Annotated in this window: 14 protein-coding genes; 9 read left to right on the top strand and 5 right to left on the bottom strand. The window is 60.4% G+C overall.

What is annotated here, in order from left to right:
- Positions 1 to 81 precede the first annotated feature (81 nt).
- Positions 82 to 2469: a penicillin acylase family protein gene (locus BMZ10_RS18670; protein WP_093465673.1), complete on the bottom strand. Its 2388-nt coding sequence runs from the start codon at positions 2467 to 2469 to the stop codon at positions 82 to 84.
- A 173-nt stretch (positions 2470 to 2642) separates the two neighbouring features.
- Here BMZ10_RS18670 and BMZ10_RS18665 point away from each other — a divergent pair, with 173 nt between their 5' ends.
- Positions 2643 to 3557, top strand: a complete 915-nt coding sequence (locus BMZ10_RS18665) for a ParB/Srx family N-terminal domain-containing protein (RefSeq protein WP_093465671.1) — start codon at positions 2643 to 2645, stop codon at positions 3555 to 3557.
- Between the two features lie 15 nt (positions 3558 to 3572).
- On the opposite strand, the gene BMZ10_RS18660 is transcribed toward BMZ10_RS18665, so the two are convergent.
- Positions 3573 to 4157 carry a DUF6436 domain-containing protein gene (locus tag BMZ10_RS18660; protein WP_093465669.1) on the bottom strand — a complete coding sequence of 195 codons (585 nt, stop codon included), beginning with the start codon at positions 4155 to 4157 and terminating at the stop codon, positions 3573 to 3575.
- Between the two features lie 107 nt (positions 4158 to 4264).
- On the opposite strand from BMZ10_RS18660, the gene BMZ10_RS18655 reads away from it, so the two are divergent.
- Positions 4265 to 5212 (top strand): phospholipase BipL, encoded by a 948-nt coding sequence (locus BMZ10_RS18655; RefSeq protein WP_093465667.1) that lies wholly within the window; start codon positions 4265 to 4267, stop codon positions 5210 to 5212.
- Between the two features lie 33 nt (positions 5213 to 5245).
- Here BMZ10_RS18655 and BMZ10_RS18650 read toward each other — a convergent pair whose 3' ends face one another.
- On the bottom strand, positions 5246 to 5986 hold the full coding sequence (locus BMZ10_RS18650) for a DUF2059 domain-containing protein (protein WP_093465665.1): 741 nt from the start codon (positions 5984 to 5986) through the stop codon (positions 5246 to 5248).
- Positions 5987 to 6180: 194 nt separating this feature from the next.
- On the opposite strand from BMZ10_RS18650, the gene BMZ10_RS18645 reads away from it, so the two are divergent.
- A complete protein-coding gene (locus BMZ10_RS18645) occupies positions 6181 to 6819 on the top strand; it encodes a 2OG-Fe(II) oxygenase (RefSeq protein ID WP_093465662.1) in 639 nt (212 codons plus the stop codon).
- A gap of 190 nt (positions 6820 to 7009) precedes the next feature.
- Entirely contained in the window at positions 7010 to 7447 is a 438-nt protein-coding gene (locus tag BMZ10_RS18640; protein ID WP_093465658.1) for a DUF4399 domain-containing protein, read from the top strand.
- A gap of 76 nt (positions 7448 to 7523) precedes the next feature.
- Here the strand turns inward: BMZ10_RS18640 and serA are convergent, their stop codons facing one another.
- Positions 7524 to 8753: a phosphoglycerate dehydrogenase gene (serA, locus tag BMZ10_RS18635; protein ID WP_093465655.1), complete on the bottom strand. Its 1230-nt coding sequence runs from the start codon at positions 8751 to 8753 to the stop codon at positions 7524 to 7526.
- Positions 8754 to 8957: 204 nt separating this feature from the next.
- Here serA and BMZ10_RS18625 point away from each other — a divergent pair, with 204 nt between their 5' ends.
- The 4 genes from BMZ10_RS18625 to BMZ10_RS18610 all read left to right on the top strand — a co-directional run bounded on the left by BMZ10_RS18625 (position 8958) and on the right by BMZ10_RS18610 (position 13195).
- Positions 8958 to 10352 carry an FAD-binding oxidoreductase gene (locus BMZ10_RS18625; RefSeq protein WP_177182166.1) on the top strand — a complete coding sequence of 465 codons (1395 nt, stop codon included), beginning with the start codon at positions 8958 to 8960 and terminating at the stop codon, positions 10350 to 10352.
- Positions 10353 to 10400: 48 nt separating this feature from the next.
- Positions 10401 to 11066: a fumarylacetoacetate hydrolase family protein gene (locus BMZ10_RS18620; RefSeq protein WP_093465647.1), complete on the top strand. Its 666-nt coding sequence runs from the start codon at positions 10401 to 10403 to the stop codon at positions 11064 to 11066.
- 183 nt (positions 11067 to 11249) lie between these two features.
- Entirely contained in the window at positions 11250 to 12173 is a 924-nt protein-coding gene (locus tag BMZ10_RS18615; RefSeq protein ID WP_093465644.1) for an SdiA-regulated domain-containing protein, read from the top strand.
- A gap of 113 nt (positions 12174 to 12286) precedes the next feature.
- Positions 12287 to 13195 carry an SdiA-regulated domain-containing protein gene (locus BMZ10_RS18610; RefSeq protein WP_093465642.1) on the top strand — a complete coding sequence of 303 codons (909 nt, stop codon included), beginning with the start codon at positions 12287 to 12289 and terminating at the stop codon, positions 13193 to 13195.
- Between the two features lie 103 nt (positions 13196 to 13298).
- Here BMZ10_RS18610 and rpiA read toward each other — a convergent pair whose 3' ends face one another.
- Positions 13299 to 13970, bottom strand: coding sequence for a ribose-5-phosphate isomerase RpiA (gene rpiA / locus BMZ10_RS18605; RefSeq protein WP_093465639.1), 672 nt, complete (start codon positions 13968 to 13970; stop codon positions 13299 to 13301).
- Between the two features lie 250 nt (positions 13971 to 14220).
- Between rpiA and BMZ10_RS18600 the strand changes: the two genes are divergently transcribed.
- Positions 14221 to 14871 (top strand): pyridoxal-phosphate dependent enzyme (locus BMZ10_RS18600; RefSeq protein WP_143070309.1); only part of this gene is annotated, 651 nt, incomplete at its 3' end.

The raw sequence follows: 14871 nt of genomic DNA, 5'->3' as shown, positions 1-14871 counted from the left end.
GGCTAAAGCCGGTCCTACTGGTTAGAATGCCAGCCTGTCTTACACGTTGGGGACTGCGGTGGGGCTGCAGGTCTGACGGGGTTATCGCCCTGGCACCAACTTCAATACCGCCTCGCTGTTCCCCTCCACATCCTTTTCGCTGGATCGCTCCGGCACATATTCGCCGTTGATGTAGCGCGTTGCCTGATCGGCATAGTGCTTGTCGAAGAGCACGCCGCTTTGCCCGACCGGGTTGATACCCAGCGCGTGTGCCGGCTCGGCGAAGTCGATCAGTCGTCGCGTTGAAGGCCCATAGCTCACAGGCCATGGCGCATTGCCGATGCCGGCCGAGAGGTTGTTCGGCACTTCATGGGTGCCCGGTGCAGCGAACGGGCCGACGTTGAACAGCATGTCCAGCGGCGGCTGACGGCCCAGCGGATGTTCGTGGGTCAGCGTGTGCGCCTTGCCCCAGGTCCATTCGTCCGGGTTCACGCCGTAGAGAGATTTAAGATGCGAAACCGTCGCATGCCAGGCCACTTTCACGGTGTTGTCACGGCTTTCGGGTTCGTTCGAATTGCGATTGTTCCACCACACAGAATTCGCATCAGCGGCCAGTCGCGGCAGCGCCATGTCGATCATTCGGGTTGACAGCAAGGTCGTGAACAGGCCGTCGCCCAGTTCGTCATGGAACGCCTGATCGCTCAGATTGAACAGGAACTGGTTGAACAGCGTGGCCCCTACCGAATCCACCGGGTAGTCACCCTTCCAGGCTGCGAGGCGCTCGATCAGGTCGTGCTCTTCGGGGGCGCTGATGACCCGTCGCAGCACCGGAATCAGTGGCTTCAAGATCTGCGCTGCGTAGTCAGTCGTCGTGCCCAACTGTAAGGCTTTACTCTTCTCCAGCGTCCACTTCACCTCAGGGTCGCTCAGCTGTTTGTCGAGCTGACGGCCGCGCTCGGCAAGGTTGTAATAGCCTGGAATTTCAATGCCGGTCGGCGAGACCGGCTGGAAATTGGCCGAGACGATATAGCCACGTGCAGGGTTTTCTTCCTGCGGATTGGCTGTGAAGGGGTAAAAGTCATTCTTGTCGGCCTGATCGCTGCTGCCGTCGAGTATGAACGTCGGATTCACGCCCGCCGGACGCACGGGCAACTGAGCGGCGGCCCACCAACCGATGTCGCCGCGGGCGTTGGCGTAGACCACGTTAAGGCCCGGTGACTGGATCTTTTGAGCGGCAGTGCGCATCTTTTCCAGCGTGTCGGCGCGGTTCGCCTCGTAGAAGCCCTGAAGGATCGGGTTCTCCGACTCCAAAAATGACCACCACATCGCAACAGGCGTGTCGGGCGCAGCGTTGCCGAGCGCGTCATTGACGATGGGACCGTGTGGGGACTGACGCAACATGAACGTAACAGGCTCTTGGCCTTTGACCTTGATCTGCTCCTGGCGCGATGTCATGTCCGCCCAGGCGCCGTGATACCAGACTTGACCGGGATTGTCGGGATTGGTCTTTTCGGCGATCAAGTCCAGGTCGTCGTTCTGGAACATGGTCAGGCTCCAGCCGAAATCCATGTTGTGGCCCAGCAGCGCGAAGGGGTTGAGCGCCTGGAAGTGACCATAGAGCTCGAAACCGGGCGCCGACAGCTGCGCCTCGTACCACACCGCGGGCACTGAAAAACGGATGTGCGGATCACCCGCCAGCAGCGGCTTGCCACTTTGTGTCCGACTGCCCGACACAGCCCAGGCGTTGCTGCCCTCGAACTCCGGCAGGCCGGCTTTTTCCAGGGTCTGATAGCTCAGTAGCGCAAGATCACCCAGACCTTGCCAGTCCCTGTCACTCAAGACGGCAGCCTGCGTCAGTGCGCCGTCGGGCTGCCAGGGCTGGTCGAAAACCTTGAGGTAATCCGGGCCGAGCCGATCACGCACGAACGTCATCAACGGTTCGGTACGAAAAGCTGCCGCAAAGCTGTAAGCCAGATAACCGCCGATACTCAGCGTATCCTGCGCCGTGAACGGACGCTTTTCGATGCCGAGCACGTCGAATTCGATGGGGCTGGAATGCGTGTCTTGATACTGGTTCACGCCATCCAGGTAGGCCTGAAGTGCTTTCCACGCCGGGGTGTTCTTGTCCTGGCGGGCAACGTACTCGTCTGCGTGCTCGCGGATACGCAGGCTGCGGAACAATTTGTCGTTATTGACCAGCTTCGGACCGAGGATTTCAGCCAGCTCGCCGCGCGCCAGCCTGCGCAGGATTTCCATCTGAAACAGGCGATCCTGCGCATGCACGTAGCCCAGCGCGCGGTACAGATCGTCTTCGTTATCGGCCTTGATATGTGGCACGCCGCGCTCGTCGTAGCGCACGCTGACCGGCGCGTTCAAGTGCGCCAGCTTCATCTCGCCGTCGCGCACCGGTTGCTTGCTGTGGACGTACCAGGCGCCGCCGCCTGCCACGAGGACAAGCACGACGGCAATGACGTAGAAACTGCGTTTCATGCGGGACTCAAAAAAGGATCGAGAAGGATTGGCAGGCTACAGATTTGTCGCCTGGCTGGGTAGAAGATGATCACCGCGAGCGTCTTGATGCGCTGGCGTGGTCCCGCCGCGTGCGGGTTGTGTCAGGTGGTTATTGCATTAAGCTGAGCCGACGTCCTCGAGAGTCCCGAACCATGCGCATTCAATCCTGCAGGCTTACGATCTTTTTGCTGCTGCTCTCGGCTCAGGCGTTTGCCTTCACTGGGCCCAAGCCGGGTGACGTCGTTGAGGTCACGCTTGATCAAGTCCACCCCACGCAGGCGGTGATCGGCTTCGATCAGGTTTATTACAAACTGGAGCGTTTCGCCAAAGACCGACAGACGCTGTTCGACGAAATCTGCGAGAGCAATGGCCAGGTCAAAGCCCGGCCGGTGAGCGAGTCTGCCGACCCTTTGAAGCCGGAAAGCTTCACCTGCAAGGACGAGCCTAACGCCCACCCGCAACAGATGAAGACCGTGGTCGTGGGGCCGGGCGGCGATTTGTATCTCACCGACGGACACCACACATTCAGTGCGCTGTGGGAACAGCCCGGCGCAGGTCCGCAGATGAAAATGAAGGTACGCATCACCGATGTCTTCAGCGACAGCGCCGACATGCCTGCCTTCTGGGCGCGCATGCAGCAGGCACGCAAGGTCTGGCTCAAGGACGGCAACGGTCAGGCCATCGCTCCCGATCAATTGCCGGCCCATGTCGGCCTTAAATCCATGCAGAACGACATCCTGCGCAGCATTGTGTACTTCGTGCGTGGCGCTGCCTACGACAAGCCAAAGGCAGGCGAGGTGTCGCCCGAATTTCTGGAGTTCTACTGGGCAGACTGGCTGCGTGACCGGCTCAAGTTGGCGGACTTCAACCTCAGCGAGCGCAGCGGCTATCACCAGGCGTTGCAGGCTGCGAGCGATCTGATGGTCAAACCGCCGTCGAGCAAGTCGGTGGGCGACGGCATGACGGCCAGGCAGCTCGGTGGATTCAAGTCGGTCAAGCGCAAGGTCTTGACCAAGACCGCCAGTGAAAAGCTGCCCTATGTGATCGACTACAAAAGCACGCACTGACCACGGCAGGGCGTTTCAGTCGGGGGTTTGCCATGGGCAATAACACCCCACCGCCATGGTGTGTGTGGCGTTGACCGGACGATTGGCGCTGAGCGCTCGAAGAATGGGCTCGACGAAGCTGTTCTGTGAATTGCACACCAACCCTTCACTGTAAGGGCCGAAATACGCCAGTTTGCCTTGGCGATCCCAGATGGCAATGGCCGGGCTGGATGTCATTCGCTCGGCGCCGGGCAGGTGACTCAGCGGTTTGATCGCGTTCAGCGTGACCGGCAATTGCCCGCGAGTGCCTGGTTTTTGCACCGCGTAAAACTCCACGCCGCCGACCCCGGCGTAATGCGCGACCAGTTCGCTCAGGTGCTCCTGATTACCGACGTTGCACGGGCAGGCAGGGTCCCAGAAATGCACGACACGGATCGGCCCGGGGCCGGCAAGCTGTGGCGGTAGCCTCAAGCTGTCTCCGGCGAACAAGGCGGTCGTGTCACTGAACGTCCGAAGGTATCGACCCTCAAACCACGTGAAGCCAAACCACAGAATTGCCGCGCAGGCGAGGGCGATCAGCGCGATGACAGTGCGGCGTCGAATGCGGGAATGAGCAGTCATGAGGCGGCTTCGATTTGGATGCCGTAGCTTGCCACGCCTTGACGGACAGAAGAAACTCGCAAGCAGCGGCGCCTTTGAACCCTAAACCTGCCTGATCTGGAATACCGATGTCCGACACGTTCGACCCCGATCACCTGCGCGCCGGGCTTCAGCCGCTCAGTGCAAATCTGGCGCTTTCCGAAGAAGGTCTGGCGTATCAGCGTTTCTACAACATGCTGGGGCTGGGCCGCGAGGGCGCGGTAAACAGCCGGCTGGGGCGTTTCGAAATTGGCGGCTACGAAATCGTCACTCAGCTGTGGATGCCGGAACGGCCTGTGGCAACCCTCGTGCTGGTGCATGGTTTCTACGATCACATGGGGCTGTATCGCCACGTCGTCGAATGGGCGCTGGAGCTGGGATTTGCGGTGATTTCCTGTGACTTGCCAGGCCATGGCCTGTCCAGCGGAACGAGGGCGAGCATTACTGATTTCGCCGAGTACCAACTGGTGTTGGAGCGTCTGTTCCTCGAAGCGGCCACACTGCGGTTGCCCAAGCCGTGGCACCTGTGCGGGCAAAGCACCGGCGGCGCGATCGTCATCGATCATCTGCTCAGCCGCGGTAATGAAAGTCCGGCGCAAGGCCAGTCTATTCTGCTAGCGCCTTTGGTGCGCCCACGTGGCTGGACGTTGTCCAAGGTCAGCTACTACCTGCTGCGCGCCTTTGTAAAAGGCATCGACCGGCGTTTCAGCGAGAACTCCAACGCGCCCGCTTTTCTGCCGTTTCTGATGGCCGACCCGCTGCAGCCCAGGCGCTTGCCGACCGCGTGGGTCGGCGCGTTGGCCAAGTGGATCGAACGCATCGAAAGCGCGCCGCGCAGCCGCCGCAGCCCTTTGATCATTCAAGGCGAGTCGGACATGACAGTGGACTGGAGCCACAATCTGGCCGTGCTCAACGACAAGTTCGAACAGCCGCAAGTATTCATGCTGCAGGAGGCGCGGCATCATCTGGCCAATGAGCTGCCGGAGTTGCGGGCGCAGTTTTTCGAGTTCCTGACGCAGCGGATGAAGCAATCCTGATTGCTTGGCGTTGAAAGGTTTCGGCGTGCAGCGTCACTTCACGTTCTGACCGACCGCCAAGCCTGCACGGATCGCGGCCAGTGCGGCTTGATAATAAGCCTTGCCTTCGCTGGATTCTGCGAACGTGGCGAACTCATCCAGCTCCGCGTCGGACAAGTCCCGATAGACATACAGCAGCGTGTTGTTGAGGTCATTGCCGATCTGCGCCATCAGGCGCTGGCGCTGGCCGTCGAGCATGGCCTGGGTCGAGCCGCTTCCCATCAATCCGGGAATCATCGAGCTCAGGCTGTCGGCAGCGACGCCGGCGATGGCCAGGCTCACTTCTGCACCAGCCTCGCGAGCGGGCAGGGCGTTGGCCAGATGGCCGATGATCAGCGTGCGATTGTCATCGGCCTGAATGTGCGGGAGTCCTTGAGCGTTTTTGGCCAGTTGATCGGGGCGGGTTGCCGTCAGCTCGGCATTGACGATCTTGCGGCCCAGCGGCGACTGGAAAAACTGCAGTGCGGGGTTGGCGTCCTGCAGGCTCTGGCGCAATTTCTGTTCGGCGCGCTGATCCATCGCTTGCGCCGCAAACCGCTGATTGCTGTTGTTGACCAGAGCATCGAAGACCGCCGGCGGCAGGCTGTTGCGGTAGCGCTGCTGCGCGGCTTTGAGGGCGTCGGTGAAATGCGCGCGTTGTTCTGGCCAGCCGGCGACCTTGTACAGCTGGTCGTGGCCGTCTGCCCAAGCGGGCAGGGTGCAGAACATCAACAGCAGGAAAAACAGACGGCGCATTAGAGACTCCTGTCGGCAGGCCGCTATTCTCGGCGGGGCGGCGGGGATTTGTCGAGTTAACAGTTGCCAGACCCCAAGAAAACCCGTGGGTTCGGCCGTTTTCGTGTCGGTGTGCAGCGGGTTTTCCCCGGTGACAAAATATTCTTGTTCCGGCAGACCGCGGGCTCTGTCGGATTCACCGGCGTATGGATACTATGCGCGCCATGCACATATCCCCCGATCACCCGTTGCTGTTGCGAATCGTCGACGACCTGGCCGAGCGTGGCTGGTCGCAGCAGAACATCTTCCTGCCCGACAGCCTGACCCGCGAGCTGGCGCTTGAGTGCCGCACGCGCGCAGCCGAAGGCGAGCTTGCGCCTGCTGCCGTCGGACGCGGGCCAGCTCAGGAGGTTCGCGAAGGCATTCGCGGTGATCACATTCAGTGGCTGGAGGCCGGTCAGGCCGAGCCTTGCGATCGTTATCTGGCACTGATGGACAGCTTGCGTCAGGCCCTCAATCGCGGCTTGTTTCTGGGGCTTGAAGACTTCGAAAGCCATTTTGCGCTGTACCCGCCAGGCGCTTTCTACCGTAAGCACGTCGACCGCTTTCGCGATGACGACAAGCGCATGGTGTCTGCGGTGATCTACCTCAACGACGCCTGGTTGCCCGAGCATGGCGGTCAGTTGCGCATGTACCTCAAGGATGGCGTCGAGTACGACGTGCAGCCCACCGGTGGCTGTCTGGTGGTGTTTCTGTCGGGCGATATGCCGCACGAGGTTTTGCCGTCCACGCGTGAGCGCCTGTCGCTGACCGGCTGGTTCCGCCGGCGTGGCAATGATCCGCTGGAGCTCTGACGGCCGCCGCTGCAACGGCATTGCCCGACGACGGCGTTTGCAAAGATGAAATCTTCTACATAAATCCGTTCGCCCGACGTGCCCATGGCCGGATAGCGCTAAGGTAAAGACCGTACCTGAGCGTTCCCTGCCTGCCGAGCCGAGCTTCCGTCAGCACTGAGCGCCTATGAAATCCAGAACGGGAGAGATCATGAAGACCTTATTCGCAAAAACTGCCTTTGCCGCGCTGTTGCTCGGGGCTGCATGTGTGGCTCAGGCGGCGGATGTCCCGCGCACGCCGTCGCCTGCCGGTGCCGAGGTGTACATCATCTCGCCCAAGGACGGAGCGACGGTAAACGGCACCTTTAAAGTGCAGTTCGGCTTGAAAGGCATGGGCGTCGCGCCGGCGGGCGTCGATGTGCCCGAGACCGGTCATCATCACTTGCTGATCGACGTCAAAGACCAGCCTGACATGAGCGCACCGTTGCCCACTACCGACAACATTCGCCACTTCGGCAAAGGCCAGACCGAGACCGAGCTGAACCTCACTCCGGGTCAGCACACGCTGCAGCTGCTGGTGGGCGACAAGAATCACGTGCCGCTGAACCCAGTGGTTGAGTCGCAGAAGATCACGATCACCGTCAAATAACACGTCGATCCTCGCCAATCGCCACGCACAAAAAAAGGAGACCCAAGGTCTCCTTTTTTGCGCCCTTCAAGAGGGCTTAGAACAACACGCGGCTGCGGATGGTGCCTTTGATCTGCTGGAGCTTTTCTTGCGCCAGATCGGAGTATTCGGCGTCGACGTCGATCACCACGTAACCGACATTCTCGTTGGTCTGCAGGAATTGACCGGAGATGTTGATGCCGTTTTCCGCGAACACCTTGTTGATTTCGCTGAGCACGCCCGGAATGTTTTCGTGGATGTGCAGCAGGCGATGCTTGCCCGGGTGAGCAGGCAGGGCCACTTCAGGGAAGTTGACCGAAGACACCGACGTCCCGTTGTCGCTGTACTTGACCAGTTTTTCCGCGACTTCCAGACCGATGTTGGCCTGGGCTTCGGCAGTCGAGCCACCGATGTGCGGGGTCAGGATGACGTTATCCAGGCCACGCAACGGGCTTTCGAACTCGTCGTCGTTGGAGCGCGGCTCGACCGGGAACACGTCGATGGCGGCGCCGATCAGGTGCTTGTCCTTGATCGCGCCGGCCAGTGCGTCGAGATCGACCACGGTGCCACGTGCAGCGTTGATCAGGATGGCGCCTTTCTTCATGGCGCGGATTTCGGTCTCGCCAATCATCATTTGGGTGGATGGCAGCTCAGGCACGTGCAGGGAGACGATGTCAGCCAGACCCAGCAGCTCATGCAGGCTCGGAACCTGGGTCGCGTTGCCCAGCGGCAGCTTGGTCAGTGGATCGTAGAAAAACACCTGCATGCCCAGGCCTTCGGCCAGAACCGACAACTGCGTGCCGATCGAGCCGTAACCGATGATGCCCAGCTTCTTGCCACGGATTTCGAACGAGTTGGCCGCGCTCTTGATCCAGCCGCCACGGTGGCAGGACGCGTTTTTCTCCGGGATGCCGCGCAGCAACAGGATCGCCTCTGCCAGCACCAGTTCGGCGACCGAACGGGTGTTGGAGTAAGGGGCGTTGAACACGGCAATGCCGCGCTCGCGGGCTGCGTTCAGATCAACCTGGTTGGTGCCGATGCAGAAGCAGCCCACTGCGACCAGTTTCTTGGCGCTGTCGAACAGTTCTTCGGTCAGTTGGGTGCGGGAGCGGATACCGATGAAGTGAGCGTCGGCAATCTTTTCCTTCAGCTCGGCTTCCGGCAGAGACTTGGTGTGGTACTCGATGCTGGTGTAACCGGCGGCCTTGAGGACGTCGACTGCGGATTGATGGACGCCTTCGAGAAGAAGGAACTTGATCTTGCTCTTGTCGAGGGAAGTCTTGCTCATCTGCGTAAACCTGTGTCCCGGAGAAAAAATGGCAGGGAATGGTCAGCCTCAAAGCTGGCCTCACGGCGCAACGGCGCCTCCGCAGGTCGGCCTCAGGCACGTCTCTGCGGGGGCGGTATGCTAGCATATGTGCCCCGCTAAATACCCGCTCCTGCGACGTGAGCCGTTCTCAGGATCACCATGAATTGTTCGAGAGTTCTGTCGATGACACATCCTGCCCTGATTGATGAACTGAAGACCCTGGTTGAGCCTGGCAAAGTACTTGCCGATGCCGATTCCCTTGAGTTTTACGGCAAGGATCACACCAAGCACTTCGCGCCTGCGCCGATGGCAATCGTGTTTCCGAAGACCACCGAGCAGGTTCAGGCCATCGTCCGCTGGGCTAACGAACGCAAGGTCGCACTGGTGCCATCGGGCGGCCGGACCGGGCTCTCGGCGGCGGCCGTGGCGTCCAATGGCGAAGTGGTCGTTGCGTTCGATTACATGAATCAGGTGCTGGAGCTCAATCTCACCGACCGTACCGCTGTCTGCCAGCCTGGCGTGGTCACCAAGCAGTTGCAGCACCTGGCGGAAGAGAACGGCCTTTATTACCCGGTCGACTTCGCCTCGTCCGGTTCGAGTCATATCGGCGGCAACATCGGCACCAACGCGGGCGGGATCAAGGTCATCCGTTACGGCATGACCCGTAACTGGGTCGCTGGCATGAAGGTCGTCACGGGCAAGGGCGACATTCTCGAGCTGAACAAGGACCTGATCAAGAACGCGACCGGCTACGACATGCGCCAGTTGTTCATCGGCGCAGAAGGCACGCTGGGCTTTGTGGTCGAAGCGACGATGCGTCTGGATCGCGCTCCGAAAAACCTGACGGCGATGGTGCTCGGCACCACTGACTTCAACGCGATCATGCCGGTGCTGCACGCCTTCCAGAGCAAGCTGGACCTGACCGCGTTCGAGTTCTTCTCCGACAAGGCGCTGGCCAAAGTCATGGCGCGAGGCGATGTCCCGTCGCCGTTTGCGACCGAGTGCCCGTTCTATGCGCTGCTCGAATTCGAAGCCACGACCGAAGAGGTGGCCAACCACGCACTGGAAACGTTCGAGCACTGCGTCGAGCAGGGCTGGGTGCTGGACGGCGTGATGAGCCAGAGCGAGCAGCAGCTGCAGAATCTGTGGAAGCTGCGCGAATTCATTTCCGAGACCATCTCGCACTTCACCCCGTACAAGAACGACATCTCCGTGACCGTGTCGAAAGTCCCGGCGTTCCTGGCCGATGTCGACGCCATCGTTGGCCAGCATTACCCGGACTTCGAGATTGTGTGGTTCGGTCACATCGGCGACGGTAACCTGCACCTGAACATCCTCAAGCCTGAAAACTTGAGCAAGGATGAGTTTTTCGCCAAATGTGCGACGGTGAACAAGTGGGTGTTCGAGATCGTTCAGCGCTACAACGGCTCCATCTCCGCAGAACACGGCGTGGGCATGACCAAGCGCGACTATCTGGAGTACAGCCGCTCGGCTGTGGAAATCGAATACATGAAGGCAGTTAAAGCGGTGTTCGATCCGAACGGCATCATGAACCCGGGCAAGATCTTCGCGGTTTAAGCGACGGTTCTCACCTATAACAAGCCGATCTCGTATTCAGGAGCGCTCATGAGCTACCAGCACAAGTATGTCGACGGAACGAAGGTGCACTTTCCACTGGGCAAGGTCGTCTGCATCGGCCGCAATTACGCCGAGCACGCCAAGGAACTGGACAACCCGGTGCCGACCGAGCCGCTGCTGTTCATCAAGCCCGGCAGCTGCGTCGTCGAGCTCGAAGGCGGGTTCAGCATTCCGCAGGATCGCGGTTCGGTGCATTACGAAGCCGAAATCGTGGTGCTGATCGGTAAACCGCTGAGCAAGAATCCGAGTCGTGAAGAGGTGCTGGACGCCATTTCCGGCTTCGCACCGGGACTGGATCTGACGCTGCGCGATGTGCAATCCCGGCTCAAGGAAAAAGGTCTGCCGTGGGAAATCGCCAAATCCTTCGACGGCGCAGCAGTCATCGCTCCGTTCGTCTCGGCTGACCGTTACCCTGACCTGACCGATATCGCCATTCGGCTGAGCATCAACGGTGAGGTTCGTCAGGATGGCAACAGCAGCCAGATGCTCAACCCTATCGTGCCGATGATTCAGCACATGGCCTCGCAGTTCTCCTTGCAAGCCGGCGACTTGATCATGACCGGTACGCCCGCTGGCGTCGGGCCGTTCAACGTCGGCGATCAGATCGTGCTGGAGCTGCCTGGCCACAGCCGTTTCGAAAGCGACGTGCGCTGATCGATCCGGACCGGCCAGTGAGGGCCGCCTGCGAAACTTTGCAGGCGGCCTTTTTGTTTTACCCGGTTGAATGCCTGTTCCAGCCCGATGCGTTGCCGTTTTTTTCACAAACGATCTGGATAATTCCTCGCCGACCGCGGCGCCGCGCTGTGCCCATGGACGTACTTTCTCAGGATTGCCTCGATGGCCGTTAATGCTCAAACGCTGACCCCAACCAAGAGCCGCCGGCGCGTGCGCTGGGCATGGCTACTGATCGCCGTTCTGGTGATCCTGGCCGGCCTGTCGTTCGCATGGGACTGGAATGACCGGGGTCTGTTGTGGTTGCGTGAGCGCAGCGTAACGCCGGCCGAACGGGCGGCCAGCGTCTGGCTGCCGGATTATCAGGTCGACATCGACGCCAAGCCGCTGGCGGGGATGGAAAAGGACGAGGCGTCCGATGTGTCCTACGACCCGGCGAGCAAGACGCTGTATGCGGTCATGGGCAAAAATGCATTCCTGTCGCAATTGACCCTGACAGGCGATGTCATCCGCAAGATTCCGCTCGTTGGCTGGAGCAATCCGGAGGCCCTGGCTGTTCTGGGTGATGGCCGGATCGCGATCGTCGACGAGCGTCAACACCTGGTGACTGTGGTCACGGTGACGCCGGACACCAAGACGCTGAACATTGCTGACTTCCCCAAATATGACCTTGGCCCTTCGAAGGATCAGAACAAAGCCTTCGAAGGGATCGCCTGGGATCCGCGCAACCAACAGTTCCTGTTTGGCGAGGAGCGGCCGCCGGCGCTGTACAGTCTGAAGGCTGACGTCAGCGGCAAAGTGGACGGCACGAAGAAGAAACTGATCAACGACAACCTCATCGTGCGCAACCTTTCCTCGCTGTATGCGCACCAGAAGACCGGGCATCTGCTGGTGCTGTCTGCCGAGTCGCACATGCTGCTGGAGCTGGACGAGAAGGGGAATCAGGTGAGCTTCATGACCCTGCTGCACGGCTTCAATGGATTGAGCGAGACGATCCCGCGCGCAGAAGGCGTGACGATGGATGAAAACGGCACTCTTTATATGGTGAGCGAGCCGAACCTGTTTTACTCGTTCAAGAAAAAGCAGTGACCTGACGGCACTGTTTTTTTTGTGTCCGCCGGTTACCTCAACGGCGGTTGTTAAGCCAGGCTTCATCGGAAAGTGGTATTAAAGCGGCCCCTTTTCGATGCTGAGCTGTCCGCATGACCCGTTTGTCGCCCCTCAAGAGCATCCTGCTCACCTTGCTCGTCGTGGTTGTGCTTGCGGCGTTGTACTTCACCGCCCGCGAGTACCGCGTCATCGAGCGGCTTTGGTTCAACTGGCATGTGTTCTGGCAATCCACCGACGCACAGGCGCTGGGGCTTGATGAGTTCGAAGTGGTGGTCGAAGGCAAAGTCATTGAGGGGCTCGACGACGTTTCAGCGCTAAGCTACGACCCGCAGCGCAAAACCCTCTTCACGGTCACCAATAAACACCCGGAACTCGTCGAGCTGAGTCTTGACGGGCAGGTGCTGCGGCGCATTCGTCTGACCGGGTTTGGCGATGCCGAAGCGGTGGAGTACATCAGCCCCGGCACTTATGTGATCAGCGATGAGCATGGTCAGCGTTTGATCAAGGTGCAGGTCGACGACACCACCGTCGCCCTCGATGCCAGGCAAGCCGAGCAGCTGACGTTGGGAGTGGGCGCGGGCGGCAACAGCGGTTTTGAAGGGTTGGCCTATGACAACCAGGGTCAACGTCTGTTTGTGGCCAAGGAGCGCAAGCCGGTGCAGATCATCGAAGTGCGCGGCTTCCCCCGCGCCAATGCCGATCCCACCAATATTCTGGAAGTCACTTCGAGCAGGCAGCGCGATGCCGGGCTGTTCGTGCGCGACCTGTCCAGTTTGCAATTCGATGAGCGCAGCGGGCATTTGCTGGCGCTGTCGGATGAGTCGCGGCAGATTCTCGAGCTCGATACCCAAGGGCGGCCGGTGGCCAACGTGTCGCTGAGCAAAGGCAGCATGGGCCTTGAACGCAGTGTGCCCCAGGCCGAGGGCATTGCGATGGGTGATGACGGCACGCTGTACGTGGTGAGCGAGCCGAACCTGTTTTATGCGTTCAGGAAGAAGTAAGCCGCTCAGTCACGCTCTTCCGCGCGCCTTGAGCAGTGGCAGCGAGGCTGGTCACGAAGGTCGTGATTCCTCAACTGCCACGACGCGTGGGGGATGCTGATGATCAGCGCGTCAGGGTTTTCACGCCTTCCTGAGTGCCCAAGAGCAGCAGATCGGCTGAGCGCGCTGCGAACAGGCCGTTGGTGACCACGCCCACGATGGCGTTGATCTGTGCTTCAAGCTCCGCCGGACGGGTGATGTTCATGTTGTGAACGTCGAGGATGATGTTGCCGTTGTCCGTTACCACGCCTTCGCGATAAACCGGATCACCGCCCAGTTTCACCAGTTGCCGCGCCACATGACTGCGTGCCATCGGGATGACTTCAACGGGCAGCGGGAACGCACCCAGCACCGGCACCAGCTTGCTGCCATCGGCAATGCAGATGAATGTCTTGGCGACCGCCGCGACGATTTTTTCGCGGGTCAGTGCTGCGCCGCCGCCCTTGATCAGGTTCAAGTGCTCGTCGCTTTCATCGGCGCCGTCGATGTAGAACTCAAGGTCGCTGACCGTGTTGAGTTCATACACCGGAATGCCGTGGCCTTTCAGGCGCGCTGCGGTGGCTTCGGAACTGGCGACCGCGCCGTCGAATGCGCCTTTGTGTTGTGCCAGCGCATCGATGAAGCAGTTGGCGGTGGAGCCGGTGCCGACGCCCACGATGCTTTTGTCGTCGAGCTTGGGAAGGATGAAGTCGACGGCGGCCTGGGCGACGGCCTGTTTGAGTTGATCCTGGGTCATGCGGGGTTTGGCTCCAGTGAAAAATGTCCCCTGCACAGCGCGTTTGCCCACAACGGCATTGTGCCTATGACCAATGGATCGGCTGGCACTGCACGTTCGCGGGCAAGCGCACTCCTGCAAGGGATAGCGATATGCCGAGGGCGGGCATTATAGCGACATGCCGTCGTTAAAGCCTGACTCTTGGTGTGGTCGTGCGTCGGGACGCGGGGTAGACTTCCCGGTCTTGCCCTTTCGCCAGTGATGCTTTCCGATGCTCGAACAGTACGTGAAGAAAATCCTCACCTCCCGCGTCTATGACGTCGCCGTGGAAACCCCGCTGCAGGGCGCTCGTCAGTTGTCCGAGCGACTGGGCAACCAAGTGCTGCTCAAGCGCGAAGACCTGCAGCCGGTGTTCTCCTTCAAGATTCGCGGTGCGTACAACAAGCTGGCGCAACTGAGCGCCGAGGAACTTGCCCGCGGCGTGGTCACGGCTTCGGCGGGCAACCACGCGCAGGGTCTGGCGCTGGCGGCCAGAAAGCTCGGCATCAAGGCCACTATCGTCATGCCCAGGACGACGCCGGAGATCAAGGTCGAAGGCGTGCGCTCGCGCGGCGGCAAAGTGGTGCTGCACGGCGACTCTTTCCCCGAGGCGCTGGCGTATTCCCTGAAGCTGGTCGAGGAAAAAGGCTACGTCTACATTCACCCTTACGACGACCCTGACACCATCGCCGGACAAGGCACGGTCGCCATGGAAATCCTGCGTCAGCATCAGGGCAAGCTCGACGCGATCTTCGTGCCGGTCGGCGGTGGCGGGCTGATCGCCGGTATCGCGGCGTACGTCAAATACCTGCGCCCCGAGATCAAGGTGATCGGCGTCGAACCGGACGACTCCAACTGCCTGCAGCAGGCCATGGCCTACGGC

Source organism: Pseudomonas sp. NFR16 (assembly GCF_900108875.1).
Lineage (GTDB): Bacteria > Pseudomonadota > Gammaproteobacteria > Pseudomonadales > Pseudomonadaceae > Aquipseudomonas.
The sequence above is the reverse complement of the archived record's forward strand: the minus strand, read 5'-3'. Positions and strand labels throughout refer to the sequence as shown.

What these genes read in the sequence shown, in the direction of transcription:
- BMZ10_RS18640 (WP_093465658.1), top strand. Translation starts at nt 7,010, where the DNA reads ATGAAGACCTTATTCGCAAAAACTGCCTTTGCCGCGCTGTTGCTCGGG.
- BMZ10_RS18625 (WP_177182166.1), top strand. Translation starts at nt 8,958, where the DNA reads ATGACACATCCTGCCCTGATTGATGAACTGAAGACCCTGGTTGAGCCT.
- serA (WP_093465655.1), bottom strand. Translation starts at nt 8,753, where the DNA reads ATGAGCAAGACTTCCCTCGACAAGAGCAAGATCAAGTTCCTTCTTCTC.
- BMZ10_RS18650 (WP_093465665.1), bottom strand. Translation starts at nt 5,986, where the DNA reads ATGCGCCGTCTGTTTTTCCTGCTGTTGATGTTCTGCACCCTGCCCGCT.
- BMZ10_RS18645 (WP_093465662.1), top strand. Translation starts at nt 6,181, where the DNA reads ATGCGCGCCATGCACATATCCCCCGATCACCCGTTGCTGTTGCGAATC.
- BMZ10_RS18660 (WP_093465669.1), bottom strand. Translation starts at nt 4,157, where the DNA reads ATGACTGCTCATTCCCGCATTCGACGCCGCACTGTCATCGCGCTGATC.
- BMZ10_RS18670 (WP_093465673.1), bottom strand. Translation starts at nt 2,469, where the DNA reads ATGAAACGCAGTTTCTACGTCATTGCCGTCGTGCTTGTCCTCGTGGCA.
- rpiA (WP_093465639.1), bottom strand. Translation starts at nt 13,970, where the DNA reads ATGACCCAGGATCAACTCAAACAGGCCGTCGCCCAGGCCGCCGTCGAC.
- BMZ10_RS18665 (WP_093465671.1), top strand. Translation starts at nt 2,643, where the DNA reads ATGCGCATTCAATCCTGCAGGCTTACGATCTTTTTGCTGCTGCTCTCG.
- BMZ10_RS18620 (WP_093465647.1), top strand. Translation starts at nt 10,401, where the DNA reads ATGAGCTACCAGCACAAGTATGTCGACGGAACGAAGGTGCACTTTCCA.
- BMZ10_RS18615 (WP_093465644.1), top strand. Translation starts at nt 11,250, where the DNA reads ATGGCCGTTAATGCTCAAACGCTGACCCCAACCAAGAGCCGCCGGCGC.
- BMZ10_RS18610 (WP_093465642.1), top strand. Translation starts at nt 12,287, where the DNA reads ATGACCCGTTTGTCGCCCCTCAAGAGCATCCTGCTCACCTTGCTCGTC.
- BMZ10_RS18655 (WP_093465667.1), top strand. Translation starts at nt 4,265, where the DNA reads ATGTCCGACACGTTCGACCCCGATCACCTGCGCGCCGGGCTTCAGCCG.